Below are 19287 nucleotides of genomic sequence, written 5' to 3' on the forward strand. Positions count from 1 at the left end.
CAAATTCGTCGATTTCCGTTTCATCCTCGACAAGGTCAAAGACCTGTACTGTCCTGACAACGGCCGCCCGGCTCTTGTCAGTGGTCTGGACCACGCTTTGCGTGGTTTTTTATTTTGGGCCGCCCCCAACCTACGGAGCATGGCATGGGTTTCTTCCACGATACATTCACGGCGCGCCCTGCCCTGCCCGAGGAGGTCAAACGCCTCGGCTGGGTCAGTTTCTTCACCGATGTGGCCTCGGAAATGATCTATCCGGTGGTGCCGCTCTTCCTGACCTCGGTGCTTGGCGCGCCGGTGGCCATCCTGGGGACCATCGAGGGTCTGGCCGAGGTCATCGTCAGTCTGATGAAAGGCCTTTCCGGCTGGCATTGCGACAAACTGGGGCGCCGCGTACCGTATATCCGGTGGGGCTATGGCCTCGGGGCCATGTCCAAACCGCTCATGGCCATGGCCTTTTCCTGGCCCACAATCCTGCTGGCCCGGGCCGTGGACCGCACCGGCAAAGGATTGCGCACCACGGCCCGGGACGCCCTCATCGCCGACGCCGTGGACGCATCCCAGGGCGGCCAGGCCTTCGGCTTCCACCGCATGATGGACACGGCCGGGGCCATGCTCGGCGTGCTTCTGGCCACGATCCTGCTGGCCCTGCTCCCCGGCCACTACCGGATTGTTTTCCTGGTCGCCACGCTGCCCGGACTGGCGGCGGTATGGCTGACCTTCCGGCTGAAGGAAGCCGCACAGGCCCCGGCCTGCGCGCAATCCTCGACCCGCGACCTATTCACCGGCCAGGCCTGGGTCAGCCTGCCAAAAGCGTTCTGGATGACCCTGGCCCCGCTCCTCGTCTTCGCCTTCGCCAACTCCTCGGACACGTTCCTCATTCTGCGGGCCAAGAACCTGGGCCTCTCCGACACCCAGTCCATCATGGCCTACCTGCTCTTCAACCTTGTCTATGCCCTCAGCGCCTACCCGCTCGGCATCTTGAGCGACCGCGTGGGCCGCTGGCGAATGATCCTTTGCGGCTGGGCGTTGTATGGCTTCGTCTATCTGGGCGTGGCCTGGGCGGACATGAGCGACGTGTGGTGGCTTTTTGCCGTGTACGGCCTGTTCATGGGGCTGACCGACGGCGTCGACCGCGCCCTCATCCGCGACCAAATCCCCGAGGACCGCAAGGGCACGGCCATGGGCATCTTCCACATGGGAGTCGGGTTCATGGCCCTGGCCGGAAGCATCGCCGCCGGATTGTGCTGGGATCTCATCGGACCTGGAGCGCCCTTCGTGCTCGACGGAGTGGCGGCGTTTCTGGCTGTTCTGGTCGCGGTGACGTTGCGCAAACACATCACGGGCGAGGCGGAAAACTGATCCACTTAGCGGGGAAGAAAGGGATGCCGGCCAAACCAGAGACACCGCCTCGATCCGGATATTCGTATCCTTAAACACAGGGATCGTGTCGCAGACAGTGGAAATGAATGAACCGAGGGCGGGAACCATGAGGAACGCCGCGAGGTCCGCTGCATCATTTCGTGCGTTTATGGACGGACTGATCGTGTCCGTTTTCAAACTCAGGGCAAAAGGTGCATATCTGATTCCGCTCGTTCCGAGCTTGTCGGTCCTTGAACGGAAGATAACGCGTCAGTGTTTTTGGGAATTCATGAAGCGCCTGAAACTTTTATCCATGGCGGCGCTCTTTTTCCAGATAAAAAATGGAGCATGGCCACGCCAAAGGGAAAGTTCCAGTTCCGCACGATGCGGCGCGGCATGTTCCCCCGCGATCATCCACGCGGCCGCGACGAGGCCCGTGCGGTCCGCGCCGCCATCGCAGTGGATCAGGATTGGCTTGGGAGCGAGCCGGACGAGTTCAATGATCTCCGCGAGATCGAAAGGCGTCACGAACTTCCTGGCGGACAATTTTCGATCATAGTGTTCAACACCAGCAGCTCCGCACGCTTCGATTTCCTCCGCATACCACCTGGAGGATGATCGACCTCGCAAATTCAATACGCTGCGGATGGCGTAGGTGCGCAGAACATGGTCAAGCCTGGTCGGGGGCAATTGTCCGGATCGGTAGACCGCGCCCGGAGTGAGCACCGCGAAATTGCCGTTTATCCAGATATTCAGGAACACGGCAAAGGCGATCACCAGCATCACGACGCCAAGATAGCCGAGCAAAAATTTCAAACCGGCGGTGAAGAAAAATGAGCGCATCGTTGTTTTTCAGAGCGCCGCGTCCCGGGAACAGCTCCTGGGACGAAGCCGCCTCAGCTCCCGCCGGTTCGCTTCCTGAACAATCCAGCCACGGCCAGGGCCATGATCGCGTTGCCCACGGCAAAAAGCACGGGATGCGCCAGCATCATCGGCCCAATGCGGACCACGGAATTCAACTCCAGCCAGTCGCCAAAATCGAACCGCGCCGCCACCGGCAGGATGCGCTCCGAGACCATGTCCGACCCAACGGTCAGGGCCACGGCGTGGTGAAACTGCTTCCCCATCGATTCGTGCAGGTGCGCCCCGCCGCCACCGGTGACGAGATACTCCACCCCGCGCAGCCAAGTCTGGTTGTAGCCGTGAAAATCCGCAGCCACGGCGTAGTCAATATGCAGATCCTCGAAAATCCGCGTCAGTTCAGCCTCGTCGGTCGTGTGCCGTTCCTTGATGTCTGGCGAGACCCAGGGAGGAATGTGCATGAACACGAAACGCCTGCGATACTTTCCAAGGTCCTGGCCCGCCAGGGAGCGCAGATAATCCAGGGACTCGCGGTTGGAAAAGCGCCTGTCGAGATGACTGATGAAGGCGAACAGACAATCGCCATGGACAAAGGAAAAATTGCGCGGCCCGTAGTCGCGCGCGAACGCGTCCAGGTCGTATTTTTTGGGATCGACATCATGATTGCCGGGCGTGAAAAAGACAGGACAGGTAAAGCCGTACTCCGGGCATTCCTGCCGGTAATAGGCGTGCCAGTCCGTGGACCCCGCATCGACCCAATCTCCGAGAATGACCACGAAATCCGGCTTGGCCGCGTTGATGTCCTCGGCCAGGGCCTCGAACGTCCCCTTGCTGCGGGGATCGCCGACCACGACGAAAGTGAATGGCGCTCCCGGATCGGAAGCGGGCAGCATCGTTCGCACGTGCTAGAAATTGCCGAAATTCTCCGGCAGCACGCTTGATCGGGCCGCACTTGTGGCGACAACGGCGTAAACTTGCACGCCAAGAGCCAGCGCATACAACCCAACCATGCTCCACAACAACCGCCGTCCGAGGGCGGCCCACAGGAAATGCTTCATTTCTTCTCTCCCCGATCCGCTGTCTCGCGCCGCAGCACGGTAAGATGGAGTGTCTTCCCGGAAAAATTGGACACGTCGAGCCGTTCGCATTCGACATACCCGCGCAACGCGCCCGGAATGACCGGAGGTTCCTCGCGGGACGCGAAGCAAACCCGCGCGGAGCCCTCCAGAGCGGAAAACGCTTCCAGACGCAGCGGTTTTCCGCCAAGCACCCAAAAATCCTGAAACTTGAGCGACGTGTCGCGCACCACGAGCGCGCCGGCGGTCAGGGCGCGGATCTTGGCCAGGGGAACGGACATGTCCCCGGCCGGAGGATGGACAAGGGCGGGCAACCCGAAAGTCAGTAGCCCCAGCAGTCGGAATTGAAATCCGAAAAGCAGACGCCAATCGCCCGCGCGGACCAGACGATACAGCAGCGCCGCGCCCAGCACGCCGGCCAGGAACACCCCGCCCAGGGTCGGAATGTCCAGGGTGAAGCGGTCGCGCAGCCACCACAACCCCACGGGCGCGGCAAGACAAACCAATCCGAAAACCGCGCCATTGACCCAAACCACGAAACGGCCCACGCGCCCGCCCGCGTCCGGATCACGCAGCAGGCCGGTCAGGTACACGCCCATGAGCTGGCACAAGGGAATCAGAACCGGCAGCAGGTAGCGGTCCTTCTTTTCCGGCACAAGCATGAGCAGGCCCACGCAGATCAAGGTCCACAGAGCCGGACGCCAATAGGGCAAAAACGGCTCGACCCGGCTCCGGGCGTGTCCGGGCCACAGCGCGGCGCAGGCCATGAGCGTCCAGACGCCGGTCATGAGCGGAAACTGGAGATAGAACCAGAACGGCTTGGTGTGTTCCACCATCCACGCGGCCTGTTCGACGGCCACCATGTCCGAGAACGCGCCCGGCATCACGACCCAGGCCGCCACCGGCCAGACCACGGACAACGCCAGGCCGAGGCCGAGCGCCAGCCCCAGATCCTTGAGGCGGAGCCGGATGCCCCGCCACCCGCCCGTGGCCAGCATGGCCACGATCCAGGGCGCAAGCAGCGCGTAAAAACTCACCGGTCCCTTGCTCAGGCCCGACAGCCCGAGGAGCACGCCCGCGACAACGGCCAGCCGCTTTCGGGGCGCGGGCGAGTCCGCGATAACGGCCAGAGCCCAGATCGCGGCCAGCATGAAGGCGTGGCAATAAATGTCCCAACTGTTGCGGCGGGCCATGAGCACGAACATGTAGCTTGTGGCCAGAAAAGCCGTGGCCCAGGCCGCAGCTTCCGTGCTCTTGGTCCAAAACCTGGTCAGGCCGAAAAGCGACGCGGCCAGGAGCAATCCAGCCAAGGCCGAGGGGATGCGATTCACGGCCAGATCCGTGTCCAGTCCGGCGTTGCCGCCCAGCATGGCCATGGCCGTGAGCCAGGTCGGCAAAGGCGGTTTAGCCAGACGTGGTTGGCCGAACATGGTCGGCAGGAACCACTGGCCCGTGTCGATCATTTCGCGGGCCGTGATCAGATTGCGGGCCTCCATGATGTCCACGCCAAGCAGGTCGCGATGGGCAAAAATCCCAACGGCAAGCAGCAACAGAAGTCCGGACATGCCGCCAAGAGCCACGAACGAACGAAGCAAACGGTCAATCATGAACTCTCCACATGACGCGGGCATGATTGCGAAGACATGTTCCACGACCGACACGCATCATCGCGCACGCCCTGAGGGCCACCGCAACAACCCGTGCCGGAATCCGTGACTCGCACCCTGGTAATAGGCGATATCGCGCCGCACCAACGGGTCGGAGACACTGGCTGCGGACTCATCGCTCAGGCCCAGAGCGTCGTCGTGGCGGCGAAGGCCCCGCCTGGGGCTCAAAATCGCGAGACTTTGGCCGTCGAACAGCCCCAGATGCTGATAGTTGCCAATCAAGGCCCGGCCAGGGGCCGCGTCCTCGCGCAACACGTTGCGGCCAAAGAACGTCGATTCATAATCCATGTTCAAAAGACCAAGCAGAGTCGGAGCCAAATCAATCTGGCTGGCCAGGATGTCCACGTCCCTGGCCGGGATCAGCCTGGGTGCGTACACCAGGAGCGGAATATGGTATTTGGCCACGGGCAGATCGTCCTTGCCGGCGCTGTTGGCGTCATGGTCAGCCACGATGATGAAAATGGTCCGATCAAACCAGGGCTTGGTCCGGGCCTGATCCAAAAAACGGCCCAGGGCGAAATCCGTGTATTTGACCGCGCCATCCCGGCCATACCCGGACGGGACATCAATACGGCCCTCGGGATACGTGAAAGGGCGGTGATTGGAGGTCGTCATCAGATGGAAAAAAAACGGCTTGCCCACGGCGGTGTCGACATCCGCCTGGCGCAAGGTTTGAGAATAAAGATCCTCGTCGCACATGCCCCAGGCATTCTTGAAAGAAATCTCCTCTTCGGGAACGCTGCTCTGATCGACAATGCGGTACCCGTTGCCACTGAAAAACGCGTTCATATTATCAAAATAACCACGTCCCCCGTACAAAAACGCACAGTCGTATCCCTTGGCCCCGAGTTGGCGGCCCAGGCTGGCGTAACCGCTTTCGCGACCCAGGCGTTTGACGATGGAACGCCCCGGTGTCGGCGGCAGGGACAGGGTGATGGCCTCCAGCGCGCGATCGGTGCGCGTGCCGGTGGCGTACACGTTGGTGAAGAACAGACTCTCGGCCCGCAGCCGGTCCAGGTTGGGCGTCAGGCCGCAGGTATCCCCGAAGCTGCCCAGATACTTGGCGCTCAGGCTTTCCACCGTGACCAACACCACATTGAGGGGACTAAATTGTCCGGGATTGTCGATTGAACGACGAATATCCAGAGGGTCCACATTAAGGAACCGCGCGTTGGGTTCGCCCACTTCCCGGCGCAGCAGCTCGCCCAGCTCCCGCTCCGGCATTGTGGCGTAGAATTGCCCATAATCCAGCTCGTTGTTACGGAAGGCGGCGAAGAAACGAAACGGCCCGTTCCCGGCCAGCTCCCGTTGGGGGACATCGCCGCCGAGACCGCGCGGAAAATCCTGATCGATCCCGGCCGTGACCAAAAGCGCCAGGGCGGCGAGCCCAGCCAAAAACGGCCAGGGCCGCCGGACAGGTCCGGCATCCGGAACACGGTCGAGGGTCCGGTGCAGCAGGACGGCCCCGGCCATGGCCAAAAGCACGAACAGGGCCAGGAGCGGATAGACCGGGTAGGATTCCAGGATGTTGTTGACCACCTCGTGCGAATAGACCAGATAATCGACGGCGATAAAGTTGAATCGGCTGGAAAATTCATCCCAGAACAACCACTCCGCCGTGGCGGTGAAAAACATCACGAACAGCACCGCCGTGGTCAGAACGCGAAGCGCGACCTTTCGGCCGGCCCACAGGCGGCGCGGGGCGAGCATCAACAGCGCGGCCAGGAACGCGACCGCGTAGGTCAGAAAACCCAGGTCGAAAATCAGGCCGACGCCGAAGATGCGGAGCACGTCCAGAAGGCCGGGATCGATCTGGCCGAAATGGCCCACAAGCAAAGCACAACGGGTCAGGAAAAATGCGGCCAGCCAAACCAGGCCAAGGGCGGTCAGGTAACGGACCAGAACATGACGGAACAGGGACATGGGTTCCTCCTTGTGATGAGCCCCCGCTCTAGCCCTCGGTCCGTCAGCCCCGCGTCATGGGGATGTGAAAATTTCGTGAAACGCCAAGGAGGCGCCGTGCGCATTCTGATCATCGAGGACAATCCGGACATCCTGGCCAACGTGGCCGACTATCTGACCCTCAAGGGCCATGTCGTGGACTGCGCCCAGGACGGACTGAGCGGCCTGCACCTGGCCGTGACCGGAAGCCATGACCTCATCGTACTCGACGTCATGCTGCCCAGCATCGACGGCTACCAGATCTGCAAACGACTGCGCGAGGACGCGGGCAGTGAGATCCCCATCATCATGCTCACGGCCCGCGACACCCTGGACGACCGCTTGCACGGCCTGGACATCGGGGCCGACGACTATCTGGTCAAACCCTTCGCCCTGGCCGAGCTGCACGCCCGCATCCTGGCCGTGCTGCGGCGCGGCGGAGGGCACGCGCGCGGTCTGCGCGTCAGCGATCTGCACTACGACCTGGACACCCTGCGGGTCACACGGGGCGGCGCGTCCCTCAAGCTCAATCCCCTGGGCCTCAAATTGCTGGAAATCCTGATGCGCAAGAGTCCGGCCGTGGTCCGCCGCGAAACCCTGGAAGCCGAACTGTGGGGCGAAAACTGCCCGGACAGCGACAGCCTGCGCACCCACGTCCACCAGTTGCGCCAAGTCCTGGACAAACCCTTTGGCCATCCCCTGCTGCACACCGTGCACGGCATCGGATACCGTCTGGCCGAGGACGACGATGCTCGCTAAGCTGCCCCTGGCCCGCCGCATCGTCCTGGCCTTCGTACTCATGACCGCCCTGGTCAGCGGCCTCTTCTCCTGGGGCATCTACGGCACGGTGCTCTTCGTGGAGGAGCACTTGGTGTCCAAGGAACTGGAGGGAGAACTCGCCAGCGCGCTGGAGGACATGGCCGCCGGCCGCCCACCGCGTCTCGATGCCCGGACCCGCCTCCTGTCCTCCGATTCCACGGACCATCCCATTCCTGACCGTTTCCGTGCACTGCCTGAAGGCTTCACCGAGATCGCCAACGAGCGCGAGGCGGTCTATGTTTTCCTGCGCGACGTGGGGGAAACCCGCCATGCCCTGATCCAGGAGCAAAGCGAGTTCGAGGCCCGCGAACATGTATTGTTCAATGTGGCCCTGGCCGGATTCCTGCTGTGCGTGGCCGGATCGTGGGCGTTGGGTGAATTCATGGCCGCGCGGGTCATGGAGCCGGTCACGCGCCTGGCCCGCCGCGTACAGGGCGCGGACCGCCGCGCTCCCCTGGCTCCGGAATTCGCCGACGATGAAATCGGCCGCCTGGCCGCGACCTTCGACGCCGCCTTTGCCCAGCTCCGCCAGGCCCTGGACCGGGAACGCCTCTTCACCAGCGACGTCAGCCACGAACTGCGCACCCCGCTCATGGTCATCGCCTCGTCCTGCGAACTGCTGCGGGAATCCTCCCTCACGCCGGACCAGCAAACCCAGATTCGCCGCATCGAAAGCGCGACCGGCGACATGCGCACCCTGATCCAGGCCTTCCTGCTCCTGGCCCGATCCCAAGTACGCGAAAACGCGGCCGAGGAACGGATCACCCTGCTCCAGGCCGCGCGCGACCAGGCCCTGCATTGGAAAACGCGCTTCCGGGACAAGGGCCTGGAGTTTTCCATCATCGAGGAAGAGACCGACACGGGCCGCTACAACCAGACCTTCCTGAACACGGTCCTTTCCAACCTGCTCCGCAACGCCTGGCACTACACGGACCGTGGCCAGGTCCGCTTGGTGCTGGGACGCGACGGATTCCGCGTCGAGGACAGCGGTCCCGGCATCCCGGACGAAGACCGGGAGCGGATCTTCGACCCCTTCGTGCGCGGTTCCCACACACGGGGCGAAGGTCTGGGCCTGGGCCTGTCCCTGGTGCAACGCATCTGCGCCCACCAAGGCTGGACCATCACGGCCACGGCCATGACGCCGCGCGGAAGCTGCTTCAAAATCGCCTTGCAACAACGCCACCCCTGATTCGGTGTCAAATCATGATGGAAATCGGAGCCCTGGCCAGGGCTCCGATCACAACCTAGGCATCAAGCGAGCCGGCGATCTCCTTGAACAAATCGGCCAGAGTGACCACGCCGATGACGCGGCCGCCTTCCTCGACCACGGCCCGTCCCCGCCGGTAATCAAGAAAAACCTCCAGAACCCGGGCCAGGGGATCGTTGGGCTTGAGCACCGGCACATCGGTTTGCAGACATTCCGAAATCCGGACCTGGGCGCAGTTACGGCAGGCCAGACCAAAGGCCTTGTCCCAGTCAACATCGGGACCATCCCCAAGAGCACCCTTGAGCAGGCATGGGCCCATGCCCTGAACAAGGTTCCACATGGACAGGATTCCCAAAAAATGGTCGCTTTTGGAAAAAACCAGCACAAACGAACTGTCTGGCTGCTTTTCCCGGCTGGCGCTCAAGGCGCGGATGGCCTCGGACAGGCTCGCGTCTTCACGCACCGCAGCGAAATCCTCGCGCATGATATCCCAGGCTCGTTTACGTAACAGCATGCTTTCCTCCTTCGTAAAAAAAAACGGACAGGATGTCCGAGGTCGCGCGTCAATCAAAATCCGCGAGCAGGGCGCCAATATGCAGGTCCTCGGTCAGGGATTCGTTCTGGTATTTGGTCCGAATCCGCCACAGCGCCTGTTGGAGCTGATCGTTGGTGATACCGTTGGACAGGGCCGTGTATGCCTCCAGAAACGCGGCCAAATGATCGCAAATCTTGAGCATCCGTCCATCCTTGGGACAGAATTCGTCTTTGTTGTACGCGCCTTGGAGCTGATCCCAGCTGACAATACGCGCAACGCCATCCCGCAAGATCGTGGATTCGAACTCCGAGCCCACGGCAATGCCCAAAAAATAGCTCAATCGCTCGATGAGGCTGGTATACACGGAGCGGTCCAGGATGGAAAAAAGACGTCGCTCCACTTCCTGGGCCTCGTATTCACGAATCAAATCCCCGATGCCCTGGACCGAACTCTTGACCGGGGAAATGATATCCCGCGTCAACAGTTCCGGAATATCATGAAAGAGCCCGGCAAAAAAATTGTTGTGACGCCGCACCGGGCAGGCTCCGGCCGCGAGGCTGAAAAAATAAGCCAGACAGGCCACGATGAACATGTGCCCCAGAACCGAGGTCTCCGGAATGCGCGGCGTCTGGGACCAACGCTTCTGAAAACGCAACTGGCCGCACATATAGGCGAATTTTCCCAGACGGGTGGTTGGCCCCTCCAAAAGCTGGGACACCCCGATCAAGTCAAGATGCGCTTCCAGGCCATGCCGGAAATTGGCCTCGATGTCGTCCATCTCCTCGTCCCAGGTATTCATGCCCCGGATAAGATGAAACTCCCAACGCGAGGCGAACAGATGGGCCGCGTCCAGAATCCGGGTGGCCAACCGCTGCTCCCGACGGGCCTGAAGTTCGAAATGACGACACATTCCATCCCAAAAATCCTTGCCCAGGGGTTGTACCCGGGGCTGGAGCTGCTCAAGCACCCAGGCCGTGAGCTTTTGATAATGAGCGGGATTGGCCTTGATCTGATAAAAAATGGGCGGCTTGATATCCGTGATGACCAGGCGATAGAGATAATCGAAAATTCCTCCCCGGACGATCTCCTCGCCCAGGCTGGATTTATCCCGCGGCGACAAGTCGCGGGAATTGAGCTCGAAAAGAAGCCACGCAGCGATCATCTTGTGCGCCTGCTTGTCCACCTCCACAAGCTCCATGGGGCGCATCTTGTCGTTCCAACGCTTCATGAAGCTTCCCGAAAAAACTAGCTGCAACAGCCCCTTGCGAATACTGGCCACGAACACCTCCCCATCAATGCCAGCAGCGCGCGCGGCCGGTCATGTTTTTTCCGAAAATTCCAGAAAAAAACTTTACAAGCAAAGCAAGGACGGATAGCTCTTTCGTTCCTTATCCCACTAGTATTGTTTCGTTACGTTGTAGCGGTTCCGGCGAAAAAGCGCAACCATCATTGGGCCTTATCGCCGATTTCAACGTTGAGAGCGCCCGCGACGACACGGGTTTTATCAGGCAGGAGCCACAAAAATGAAGACGTACAGTCCCAAAGCAAGTGAATTGACCCATAAATGGTATCTTGTCGACGCCAAGGACAAGGTCCTGGGACGGCTTGCCACGGAAATTGCTTCCCGCCTTCGCGGCAAGCACAAAGCAGAATTTGCCCCGCACATGGACAATGGTGACTTCATCATTGTAATCAACGCGGACAAAATCAAGGTGACTGGCAACAAACTCGCCCAGAAGGTCTATTACCGGCATACGCACCATATCGGCGGCCTCAAGGAAACCACCCTGCAGGAAATGCTGAACAAGAAACCCTCGGACGTCATCACCAAGGCTGTTCGCGGCATGCTGCCCAAAAGCGCCCTGGGCTACCAGCTGATCACGAAACTGAAGGTTTACCCCGGCGCGGAACACCCCCATCAGGCGCAGCAGCCTGAAGTGCTGGACATCTAATCAGGGATGGAGAGGATTATGAGTCAAGATTTCTTCTATGGTACCGGCAAAAGAAAGACGTCCGTTTCCCGGACCAGATTGTACAAAGGCACGGGGAGCATCACCATCAACGGCCGTGAACTGGGTGATTATTTTCCCCGGGCCACGTTGCAGATGATCATCCGCCAGCCGCTCAAGCTGACAAAAACACTGGAAAAACTGAACATCGCCTGTCGGGTCACCGGCGGCGGCTTGTCCGGCCAGGCCCAGGCCGTGCGGCACGGCATCAGCCGCGCCCTGCTGGAATTCGATCCGGAACTGCGTGGCGTGCTCAAACGCGCCGGCTTCCTGACCCGTGATTCCCGCGTCAAGGAAAGAAAGAAGTACGGCCAGCGCGCCGCCCGCGCCCGCTACCAGTACTCCAAGCGTTAATCCGCTGGTCACGACGATTCATCGAAGGCAGGGGTGCGAGTGCATCCCTGCCTTGCTTTTTTAGGGAGAACCCCATGGCCGCCAAAAAAATTCATCCTTATCTCGTTTTCGCGGACGAAAGCGGCAATATCTACGACCATCCGGAGCTGTTGATGCTCGTCCGACGAGGCCACGAACTGACCCAGCCCCGGCCGGACGAACTCATCCCCTTGCCCGAAGGCAGCGATCTCTATCTCCTGCCTGGACGACACGCCCTGGGACTGGACGCGCAAACCGGATCGGTCGAAGCCATGGAGGAGCAGGCCGTGGCCGCCTTTGTCTGCCCGGCCTACACCCTGTCCGCCACCGCCGCCTACCTGACCAGCGAGGGCGCGCCAGCCCTGCCGCTGTTCGCCTATGGGGCTGTTGGTTTTGCCCAGGACCGCTTCTGGGTCGCGGCCAGGCAGGTCGACAAAGACCGCCGCCAAGTCTTCACGCACATCACGCCGGAGCGCATCACCAAGGGCGCCCACGATCTGCTCAAGCGCTACCCTGGAAACCGTCTCATTCAACACTTAAGCCGCTGCGCCCTGACCTTCTGCTGCCCCGCGGCCAAAAACCTGGCCCTGGGCCGCTACGAGGGTCCCCTGCCCACGGCCAGAACCTGCAATGCCCGCTGTCTGGGCTGCATTTCACACCAACCCGCCGACTCAGGCTTTCCGGCCTCCCAAAACCGGATCGATTTCACCCCCACGCCCGAAGAAATCACCGAGGTCATGCTCCTCCACGCCAGGCGGGCCAAGAATCCCGTTCTGTCCTTTGGCCAGGGCTGCGAAGGCGAGCCCCTGACCGAAGCCCTTCTCATCGGCACGGCCATCCGCCAATTCCGTGCCGCCGGCGGGCAAGGCACGATCAACATCAATACCAACGCCAGCCTTCCGACTGTCATCCCCGGGCTGGCCGAGGCCGGCCTGGACTCCATCCGCGTCAGCCTGAACAGCGCCCGCGCCGCTGTGTATGCCGCATATTATCGTCCGCATGGATACTGCTTCGACGATGTCCTCGAAACAATCCGCACGGCCAAGGCCCATGGTCTGTTTGTTTCCCTGAACTATCTCTTCGCTCCGGGCGTGAGCGATGTCGAAAGCGAACTTGGAGCCCTGACCGCGCTGGTCGAAACGACCAGGCCAGACTTCATCCAAATGCGCAACCTGAGCCTGGACCCGGAAATTTACCTGCGCTGCGTGGGCACCCCCCTGGAACCCTCCATGGGTTTGCACAACTTCATGAAGCGCCTCAAAAAAGCCTGCCCATGGATTGAGTACGGATACTTCAACCCCTATCTGGACAACGGCAGCCCCGTGTTGTGGGGCTAGCCAGCCAAACGACCCGACCGGGCGTTGACGGGACAACGCCCTTTCAACCCACAACACGCCGTGCTTCACGTTGGAGGCATGCATGCTTATCCACTTTGTCGTTCTGGCTTGGAGCGCCCTGATTCTTATCTGGGGGACATGCGCCCTGGCCCGGCATGGACGCGGCGCATGGCGTTTTTTCGTGATCGGTCTGGCCCATGCAGCCGCGATGCTTGGCGTGATCGGAACCACCTGGGGTATCAACTTCTTCCCGGCGGTGACCAGCGACCCAGGACGCGCCGTCCTTCAAGCCCTGCCGCCGGCCCTGGCCTTGGCCGTGCCCTCGGCCTTTGCCTCGATCTGGATGCAACGGCGAACCAATCCGCTGGGCACGATCAATCCGTTCCTACCCAGCGCGATATTGGCCCTGCTCCTCGGCGGGGGCACCGTGGCCGGTGTCGGCTGGCATCACTTCGGCAATGGCTGGCTGGACACGTCGGAGGGCCGTCTCCGCGAGGCAGTGATACTTCGGGACGGCACGATCATGCCCAAAACACAAGAAACCGAAGAGCAAAGCAGACCGCGCGACCTTGACCCGATCCTCGCCGTGCCCGGCAGCAGGGTCACGATCCGGATCAAGTCGGGCTATTATGGAGTGAAATGGATCGCGGGGATCGAAAGGACACGCACCCAATAAAAAAGGCGGCCGTGGCCGCCCATGATCTCTGGATCATTAAAAACTGATCCGAACCTGTTCTTCGTCACCGTTTCGCTCCGCGATCTCGCCGATGATCCAGGCGTCCTGTTTCAGGGCCCCCAACCGGTGGACCACATCCTTGGCGACGTTCTTCTTGACCACCATGATATAGCCGATACCGCTGTTGAAGATCTGCAGCATCTCCTCCCAGGACAAATCGCCCTGCTCACGGAGCCATTCAAAGACCGGCGGAACGGTCCAGGTCCCGAACGTGATCGTGGCGGTCACGCCCTTGGGCAGGATGCGCACGATGTTGTCGTAAAAACCGCCGCCAGTGACATGAACCATGCCGTGGATTTCCCAGTCGCGCATGATATTGCGCACGGCCTCCACATAAATACGGGTCGGCGTCAACAACACCTCGGCCACGGTTTGTTGCGTACCGGGAAAAATATCATCGGGCTTAAGGCCGGATTGGGCATACAGCTTGCGAACCAGGGAATACCCATTGGAATGGATACCGGATGAAGCCAAGCCAATGACCAGGTCGCCCACGCCGATACTGGAGCCGTCGACAATTTTATCATTATCGACCATGCCAACGCAAAATCCGGACAGATCGTATTCCCCGTCGGCGTAAAAATCTGGCATCTCGGCGGTTTCGCCGCCGATCAAGGCACATTGCGCTTCCTTGCACCCGTCCGCGATGCCCTTGATGACCGCCTCGGCCTTGTCGATATCCAGCTTGCCCGTGGCGAAATAATCGAGAAAAAACAGGGGGCGCGCTCCCTGAACGATAATATCGTTGACGCTCATGGCCACAAGATCGATCCCCACGGAATCATGCTTGTCAAACAGAAACGCCAGTTTCAGTTTCGTGCCCACGCCATCGGTGGAGGCCACCAGTACCGGCTCGTTAACCATGGTCATGGACGGCTTGAACAGGCCGCCGAATCCACCGATATCGTTGACCACGCCCTTGGTATAGGTGGAGGCCACCAGGGATTTGATGCGGGACACGAACGCATTCCCGGCTTCAATATCCACTCCGGCTTCCTTGTATGCCTTATCTCTCTCGGACACGATCCATCTCCTTGTTTCTTACGCGCCAACCATGTAACAGATCAAAAAAAGAACTTTCCCCTTTGGGAGGCCCATTTGAATAATCACAACCCCAACCCAAGTAAAGTGAAATCCCTGGGCACGGCGTGCCTGGCGTGGATTGTCGCCACGTTCTTGGGGAGCGCGGCCTGGGGCGGAGAAATCCGGATCGAGTCCGGCGAGGAAAAAGACACCATCATCTCCGTGAACCCGAACGCACCATCCACCAATCCGGGGTCTGTCATCATCGAGTCCGGCGAAAATCAGGACACCGTCATGGAAGCTCATCCACAGGCTCCGCCAGAAACCTGGACCGAGCCGATCATCATAACCCCGGAAATCCGGGTACGGGAGCATGCACCATGTCCACCCCAGCACTCCTTTGGAAAGCCCTAACCGATCATGACGTACAATGCCAGCTCTGCGCGCATTTTTGTGTCATCAAGCCCGGCCAGCGAGGCCGATGCGGGGTACGCGAAAATCGCGATGGCGAGCTTTTCACGTTGGTACACGACGCCGTGGCGGCCCTCAACCTGGATCCGGTGGAAAAAAAGCCACTCTTCCATTTCCTGCCCGGCACCACCGCCTTGTCGCTGGGCACGCCGGGCTGCAACCTGGCCTGCGCTTTTTGCCAGAACGCCAGTCTGTCCCAAACCCCTCGCGAAAGCGGACGTATCGAGGGGGAACGCATCCCTCCCCAAGATCTCGTCCGCACGGCCCTGCGCCAAAAAGCCGCATCCATGGCCTACACCTATTCCGAACCCACGATTTTTTTCGAGTTGATGCGTGAAACGGCCGAACTAGCGCAAAAAGAAGGGCTGCAAAACATCATGGTCAGCAACGGCTTTCAGAGTCCGGCCTGTCTGGACGCCCTGGATGGACTGATCCAGGCCGCCAATATCGACATCAAGGCCTTCACGGAACATTTTTATCGTGACGTTTGCTCGGCCCGTCTGGCGCCCGTGCTCAAAAACCTGAGCCACATCCGCCGCCTGGGCTGGCATCTGGAAGTCACCACCTTGATCATTCCGGAACTCAACGATTCCGATCAGGAACTGACGGACATCGCCCGCTTCGTGGTCCGCGAACTGGGCGCGGACGTGCCCTGGCATGTCTCGCGGTTTCATGGCTGCTACCGCATGGCCGACCATCCCTCGACACCACTCGACACCTTGAAACGGGCCTATGACATCGGCCGGGCCGAGGGCCTGCACTATGTCTTCGTGGGCAATGTGCCCGGATCGGATCTGGAAAACACGATCTGTCCGGGCTGCGGGCACGTCGTGATCGAACGCGCGGGCTTCACCATCCGCCGCACCCGCCTGACCGATGGATGCTGCAACTCCTGCGGCAGGGTCATCATCAAGCCGGAGCATCTGGGGCGCAATCTCTAAAGCAGCAATCGTGGCCGGGCCGATCAAAACTCGATACCCGGCCGGGCTTTTCCCCCCTGGGCGAAAACATGTTTGACCTCGACGATCTCGGACACGATATCCGCCCGGTCCACCAGCCAGCCTGGAGCGCCCCGACCGGAAAGAACCAAATGGCAATTCCGGGCCGCGCAGAGCTGGATCATCTCCATCATTTCCTCCGCCGTGAGCAGTCCGGCGCCCAACGCATAGACAGCCTCGTCCAGGACCAGCAGATCCAGTCCATCGGCCAGCCGGGTCCGGACCCAGCCAAGCAGCTCTTCCACCCTGGAGCGATGCCGCTGGTAATCAGCCGGATCGCGATAAAAACCCGCGCCGCACGCAAAAAAAGCCGCGCCCAGAAGCTGGGCCAGAATCTTTTGCTCGCCGGCCTGATCCGGGCGTTTCATGAACTGACCAAAGGCCACCCTGAATCCCCGACCCAGGGCGCGCACGGCCTGCCCCACGCAGGCGGAGGTCTTGCCCTTGCCGTTTCCGGTATAAATCAGGAGCACGCATCTGCCTCCGGTTGCCGTCCGGTCAGACGGGCCACGCAGGCCCTGACCCGCTCCAGGATTTCCTCCTCGCCCTCGACCTTGCCATCCCGCATGAGCACGCGACCATTGCAGATGGTTGTATTCACACATCCACCATCCGCGCCGTAGACCATGTCCGAGACCAGATTGAACCCCGGCACCAGGCGGACATCGTTCAGATCGACCAAAATGCAGTCGGCCAACAGGCCGGTGGCGATACGCCCGCCCTCCAGGCCGAACATGCGCGCCCCGTTGACCGTGGCCAAATCAAAGGTATCACGGGCCGGCAGCGCGGTCGGATCCATGGTCCCCAATTTGGCCAACAAGGACGCGAATTTCATCTCCTCGAACATATCCAAATTGTTATTGGAGGCACAGCCGTCCGTGCCCAGAGCCACGGTCACGCCCTGACGGATCATGGCCGCGTGGTCGAATCGGCCCGAGGCCAGCTTCATGTTCGAGACTGGACAATGCACCACTGGCACACCGTGTGAGGCCAACAGGGCCATCTCGGCATCCGTCATCCAGATGGCGTGCGCCAGGCTCAAATTCGGCCCCAAACAACCCAAATCGTGCAGATACTCCACGGGTCGCTTGCCATGAGCGGCCAAACAATCCTCCACTTCCTTTTGCGTCTCGGAAAGGTGGGTATGGATCAGCAGGTCATGACGAGCGGCATAGTCCCACAGCCAGCGCAGGGAATCGGACGAAACGGTATAAATGGCGTGAGGCCCCAGAATAAACTGGATGCGGTCGGAATAGGCCGAGCTGGCCGCATGCAGGTCCATGACCTGGCGCTTCATGGACTCAGCCCGGGCGGCATCTCCGAAATCGAAAAACGCCGCCGAAAGGGCCGCGCGCATGCCCATTTCCTCCACGGCACGGGCCGTGCCACGCCAATGCCAGTACATGTCCGTGAAAAAGGTGGTTCCGGATTTGATCATCTCCAGGCAAGCCAGCTTGGCCCCCCAGTAGATGTCGTCCTCGGTCAGCTTGGCCTCGAAAGGCCAGATATGATCGGCCAGCCAGGTATGCAGACTCATGTCGTCGGCATAGCCGCGCATGAGCGTCATGGCCGCGTGGGTGTGGCAGTTGTGAAGCGAGGGCAGGATGGCCTTGCCCGTGCCGTCGATGACGACATCGGCCGGCGCGTCCACGCCAGGGCCGATGGAATCGAAGCGATTGCCGCGAATGAGGACATCCACGGGTTCGCCCTTCAAGCGCACGTTCTTGATCAGAATAGTCACGGGTACCTCCGGTTGCGCCGTAATGAATGGAGGTACCTGATAACGGGATCAACGCCCCGTTGTCCATCAAGGCCTGACAGCGCCCGTCATTGCTGGCCAGCGCAAAGGCCCACAAAAAAGACATGCAGGCGGACATCGTCGGTCAATTCCGGATGAAAGGCCGTGGCCATGAGCCGCCCCTGACGCACGGCCACGGGTTCACCCCGATACCTGGCCAGAATCGTCACGTTCACACCCGTCGCGACAATGCGCGGCGCGCGGATGAACACGGCCGGAAACGGACGCTCCGAATCGGAAATACCCGCCATGGCCACCGTGGCCACGAAGCTGTCCCTTTGCCGGCCGTAGGCATTGCGGGCCACGCCAATATCGAGGCCATCGAGCAGCGACGGCTCGCCGGCCACATCCCTGGCCAGCAGGACAAGTCCGGCGCACACTCCCCAGACCGGGAGGCGCGCGGCAAACCCGCGCAAGTCCCCGGTCAGGGCGAAATCCTGGGCCAAGAGGCGCATGCTCGTACTTTCGCCGCCGGGCAGGATCAGTCCGTCCAATCCGTCAAGATGTTCGGGCAGGCGGACCAGCACGGTCCGCGCGCCCAAGGTGTCAAGCATGGCGACATGCTCGGCGAAAGCGCCCTGCAGGGCCAAAACGCCGATGCGCATCACCAGCCCCGTCCGGCCAACTTCTCCGCGTTGTCCAGGCTGCGCACGGCCACGCCGGACATGGCCTCACCCAGATTTTCACTGATGCGGGCCAGGATGTCCGCGTCGTCGTAATGGGTCACGGCCTGGACAATGGCCCGCGCCCGTTTGGCCGGATCGCCGCTCTTGAAGATGCCCGAACCGACGAACACGCCGTCCATGCCGAGCTGCATCATAAGGGCCGCGTCGGCCGGCGTGGCCACGCCTCCGGCCGCGAAATTGACCACGGGCAAACGGCCCAGCTCGCGCACCTGGCGCAACAGCTCCACGGGCGCGCCAATGACCTTGGCGAAAGTCATGAGTTCCTCGGCCGGCATGAGTTGGACCCGGCGGATCTCACCCTGCACGGTCCGGGCATGGCGCACGGCCTCGACCACGTCGCCGGTGCCGGCCTCGCCCTTGGTCCGGATCATGGCCGCGCCCTCGCCGACGCG

Annotated in this window: 20 protein-coding genes; 9 read left to right on the forward strand and 11 right to left on the reverse strand. The window is 61.1% G+C overall.

Translation table 11 applies throughout. The features are described from left to right. Positions 1–144: 144 nt before the first annotated feature. A complete protein-coding gene (locus EOL86_00890; protein ID NCD24136.1) occupies positions 145–1359 on the forward strand; it encodes an MFS transporter in 1215 nt (404 codons plus the stop codon). A 270-nt stretch (positions 1360–1629) separates the two neighbouring features. On the opposite strand, the gene EOL86_00895 is transcribed toward EOL86_00890, so the two are convergent. The 4 genes from EOL86_00895 to EOL86_00910 form a co-directional block, all read right to left on the reverse strand. After that, the gene (locus EOL86_00895; GenBank protein ID NCD24137.1) at positions 1630–2202 is read right to left on the reverse strand and encodes a protein tyrosine phosphatase; all 573 of its coding nucleotides are present in this window, start codon (positions 2200–2202) and stop codon (positions 1630–1632) included. A 53-nt stretch (positions 2203–2255) separates the two neighbouring features. Continuing rightward, entirely contained in the window at positions 2256–3113 is an 858-nt protein-coding gene (locus tag EOL86_00900) for a metallophosphoesterase (protein NCD24138.1), read from the reverse strand. A gap of 161 nt (positions 3114–3274) precedes the next feature. Further along, a complete protein-coding gene (locus tag EOL86_00905; GenBank protein ID NCD24139.1) occupies positions 3275–4927 on the reverse strand; it encodes a hypothetical protein in 1653 nt (550 codons plus the stop codon). A gap of 33 nt (positions 4928–4960) precedes the next feature. After that, positions 4961–6886 carry an LTA synthase family protein gene (locus tag EOL86_00910; protein ID NCD24140.1) on the reverse strand — a complete coding sequence of 642 codons (1926 nt, stop codon included), beginning with the start codon at positions 6884–6886 and terminating at the stop codon, positions 4961–4963. A gap of 96 nt (positions 6887–6982) precedes the next feature. Here EOL86_00910 and EOL86_00915 point away from each other — a divergent pair, with 96 nt between their 5' ends. Continuing rightward, positions 6983–7663 (forward strand): response regulator transcription factor, encoded by a 681-nt coding sequence (locus tag EOL86_00915; protein ID NCD24141.1) that lies wholly within the window; start codon positions 6983–6985, stop codon positions 7661–7663. Beyond that, a complete protein-coding gene (locus EOL86_00920; GenBank protein ID NCD24142.1) occupies positions 7653–8912 on the forward strand; it encodes a HAMP domain-containing histidine kinase in 1260 nt (419 codons plus the stop codon). The genes EOL86_00915 and EOL86_00920 overlap by 11 nt, the downstream gene beginning before the upstream one ends. A 55-nt stretch (positions 8913–8967) precedes the next feature. Here the strand turns inward: EOL86_00920 and EOL86_00925 are convergent, their stop codons facing one another. Together EOL86_00925 and EOL86_00930 are read right to left on the reverse strand one after the other, a co-directional pair. Next, the gene (locus EOL86_00925) at positions 8968–9444 is read right to left on the reverse strand and encodes a CBS domain-containing protein (GenBank protein NCD24143.1); all 477 of its coding nucleotides are present in this window, start codon (positions 9442–9444) and stop codon (positions 8968–8970) included. Between the two features lie 49 nt (positions 9445–9493). Beyond that, positions 9494–10744, reverse strand: coding sequence for an HD domain-containing protein (locus tag EOL86_00930; protein ID NCD24144.1), 1251 nt, complete (start codon positions 10742–10744; stop codon positions 9494–9496). A gap of 244 nt (positions 10745–10988) precedes the next feature. Between EOL86_00930 and EOL86_00935 the strand changes: the two genes are divergently transcribed. From EOL86_00935 to EOL86_00950, 4 genes are all read left to right on the forward strand, one after another. After that, positions 10989–11417 carry a 50S ribosomal protein L13 gene (locus tag EOL86_00935; protein ID NCD24145.1) on the forward strand — a complete coding sequence of 143 codons (429 nt, stop codon included), beginning with the start codon at positions 10989–10991 and terminating at the stop codon, positions 11415–11417. 18 nt (positions 11418–11435) lie between these two features. Beyond that, positions 11436–11828 (forward strand): 30S ribosomal protein S9, encoded by a 393-nt coding sequence (locus EOL86_00940; GenBank protein ID NCD24146.1) that lies wholly within the window; start codon positions 11436–11438, stop codon positions 11826–11828. 74 nt (positions 11829–11902) lie between these two features. Next, a complete protein-coding gene (locus EOL86_00945; protein NCD24147.1) occupies positions 11903–13183 on the forward strand; it encodes a radical SAM protein in 1281 nt (426 codons plus the stop codon). An 82-nt stretch (positions 13184–13265) separates the two neighbouring features. Then, positions 13266–13859, forward strand: coding sequence for a hypothetical protein (locus EOL86_00950; GenBank protein ID NCD24148.1), 594 nt, complete (start codon positions 13266–13268; stop codon positions 13857–13859). 36 nt (positions 13860–13895) lie between these two features. On the opposite strand, the gene EOL86_00955 is transcribed toward EOL86_00950, so the two are convergent. Continuing rightward, entirely contained in the window at positions 13896–14942 is a 1047-nt protein-coding gene (locus tag EOL86_00955; protein ID NCD24149.1) for a phosphoribosylformylglycinamidine cyclo-ligase, read from the reverse strand. Between the two features lie 75 nt (positions 14943–15017). On the opposite strand from EOL86_00955, the gene EOL86_00960 reads away from it, so the two are divergent. After that, complete coding sequence (locus EOL86_00960) at positions 15018–15356, forward strand: hypothetical protein (GenBank protein NCD24150.1); 339 nt, start codon at positions 15018–15020, stop codon at positions 15354–15356. Next, on the forward strand, positions 15323–16354 hold the full coding sequence (amrS, locus tag EOL86_00965) for an AmmeMemoRadiSam system radical SAM enzyme (GenBank protein ID NCD24151.1): 1032 nt from the start codon (positions 15323–15325) through the stop codon (positions 16352–16354). Before EOL86_00960 ends, amrS begins: the two co-directional genes overlap by 34 nt. Positions 16355–16377: 23 nt before the next feature. Here the strand turns inward: amrS and EOL86_00970 are convergent, their stop codons facing one another. The 4 genes from EOL86_00970 to EOL86_00985 all read right to left on the reverse strand — a co-directional run. Then, positions 16378–16884, reverse strand: a complete 507-nt coding sequence (locus EOL86_00970; GenBank protein NCD24152.1) for a cob(I)yrinic acid a,c-diamide adenosyltransferase — start codon at positions 16882–16884, stop codon at positions 16378–16380. Continuing rightward, a complete protein-coding gene (locus tag EOL86_00975; GenBank protein NCD24153.1) occupies positions 16875–18152 on the reverse strand; it encodes an amidohydrolase in 1278 nt (425 codons plus the stop codon). Before EOL86_00975 ends, EOL86_00970 begins: the two co-directional genes overlap by 10 nt. An 86-nt stretch (positions 18153–18238) precedes the next feature. After that, a complete protein-coding gene (gene pdxT / locus EOL86_00980; protein ID NCD24154.1) occupies positions 18239–18814 on the reverse strand; it encodes a pyridoxal 5'-phosphate synthase glutaminase subunit PdxT in 576 nt (191 codons plus the stop codon). After that, the coding region (locus tag EOL86_00985) for a pyridoxal 5'-phosphate synthase lyase subunit PdxS (GenBank protein NCD24155.1) at positions 18814–19287 on the reverse strand (474 nt) is incomplete at its 5' end. The genes EOL86_00985 and pdxT, both read right to left, overlap by 1 nt.

Source organism: Deltaproteobacteria bacterium (assembly GCA_009930495.1).
Lineage (GTDB): Bacteria > Desulfobacterota > Desulfovibrionia > Desulfovibrionales > Desulfomicrobiaceae > Desulfomicrobium.

Coding starts and splice junctions, on each gene's coding strand:
- amrS (NCD24151.1), top strand. CDS start 15,323: ATGTCCACCCCAGCACTCCTTTGGAAAGCCCTAACCGATCATGACGTA.
- EOL86_00895 (NCD24137.1), bottom strand. CDS start 2,202: ATGCGCTCATTTTTCTTCACCGCCGGTTTGAAATTTTTGCTCGGCTAT.
- EOL86_00925 (NCD24143.1), bottom strand. CDS start 9,444: ATGCTGTTACGTAAACGAGCCTGGGATATCATGCGCGAGGATTTCGCT.
- EOL86_00950 (NCD24148.1), top strand. CDS start 13,266: ATGCTTATCCACTTTGTCGTTCTGGCTTGGAGCGCCCTGATTCTTATC.
- EOL86_00910 (NCD24140.1), bottom strand. CDS start 6,886: ATGTCCCTGTTCCGTCATGTTCTGGTCCGTTACCTGACCGCCCTTGGC.
- EOL86_00905 (NCD24139.1), bottom strand. CDS start 4,927: ATGCCCGCGTCATGTGGAGAGTTCATGATTGACCGTTTGCTTCGTTCG.
- EOL86_00945 (NCD24147.1), top strand. CDS start 11,903: ATGGCCGCCAAAAAAATTCATCCTTATCTCGTTTTCGCGGACGAAAGC.
- pdxT (NCD24154.1), bottom strand. CDS start 18,814: ATGCGCATCGGCGTTTTGGCCCTGCAGGGCGCTTTCGCCGAGCATGTC.
- EOL86_00935 (NCD24145.1), top strand. CDS start 10,989: ATGAAGACGTACAGTCCCAAAGCAAGTGAATTGACCCATAAATGGTAT.
- EOL86_00890 (NCD24136.1), top strand. CDS start 145: ATGGGTTTCTTCCACGATACATTCACGGCGCGCCCTGCCCTGCCCGAG.
- EOL86_00900 (NCD24138.1), bottom strand. CDS start 3,113: ATGCTGCCCGCTTCCGATCCGGGAGCGCCATTCACTTTCGTCGTGGTC.
- EOL86_00940 (NCD24146.1), top strand. CDS start 11,436: ATGAGTCAAGATTTCTTCTATGGTACCGGCAAAAGAAAGACGTCCGTT.
- EOL86_00920 (NCD24142.1), top strand. CDS start 7,653: ATGCTCGCTAAGCTGCCCCTGGCCCGCCGCATCGTCCTGGCCTTCGTA.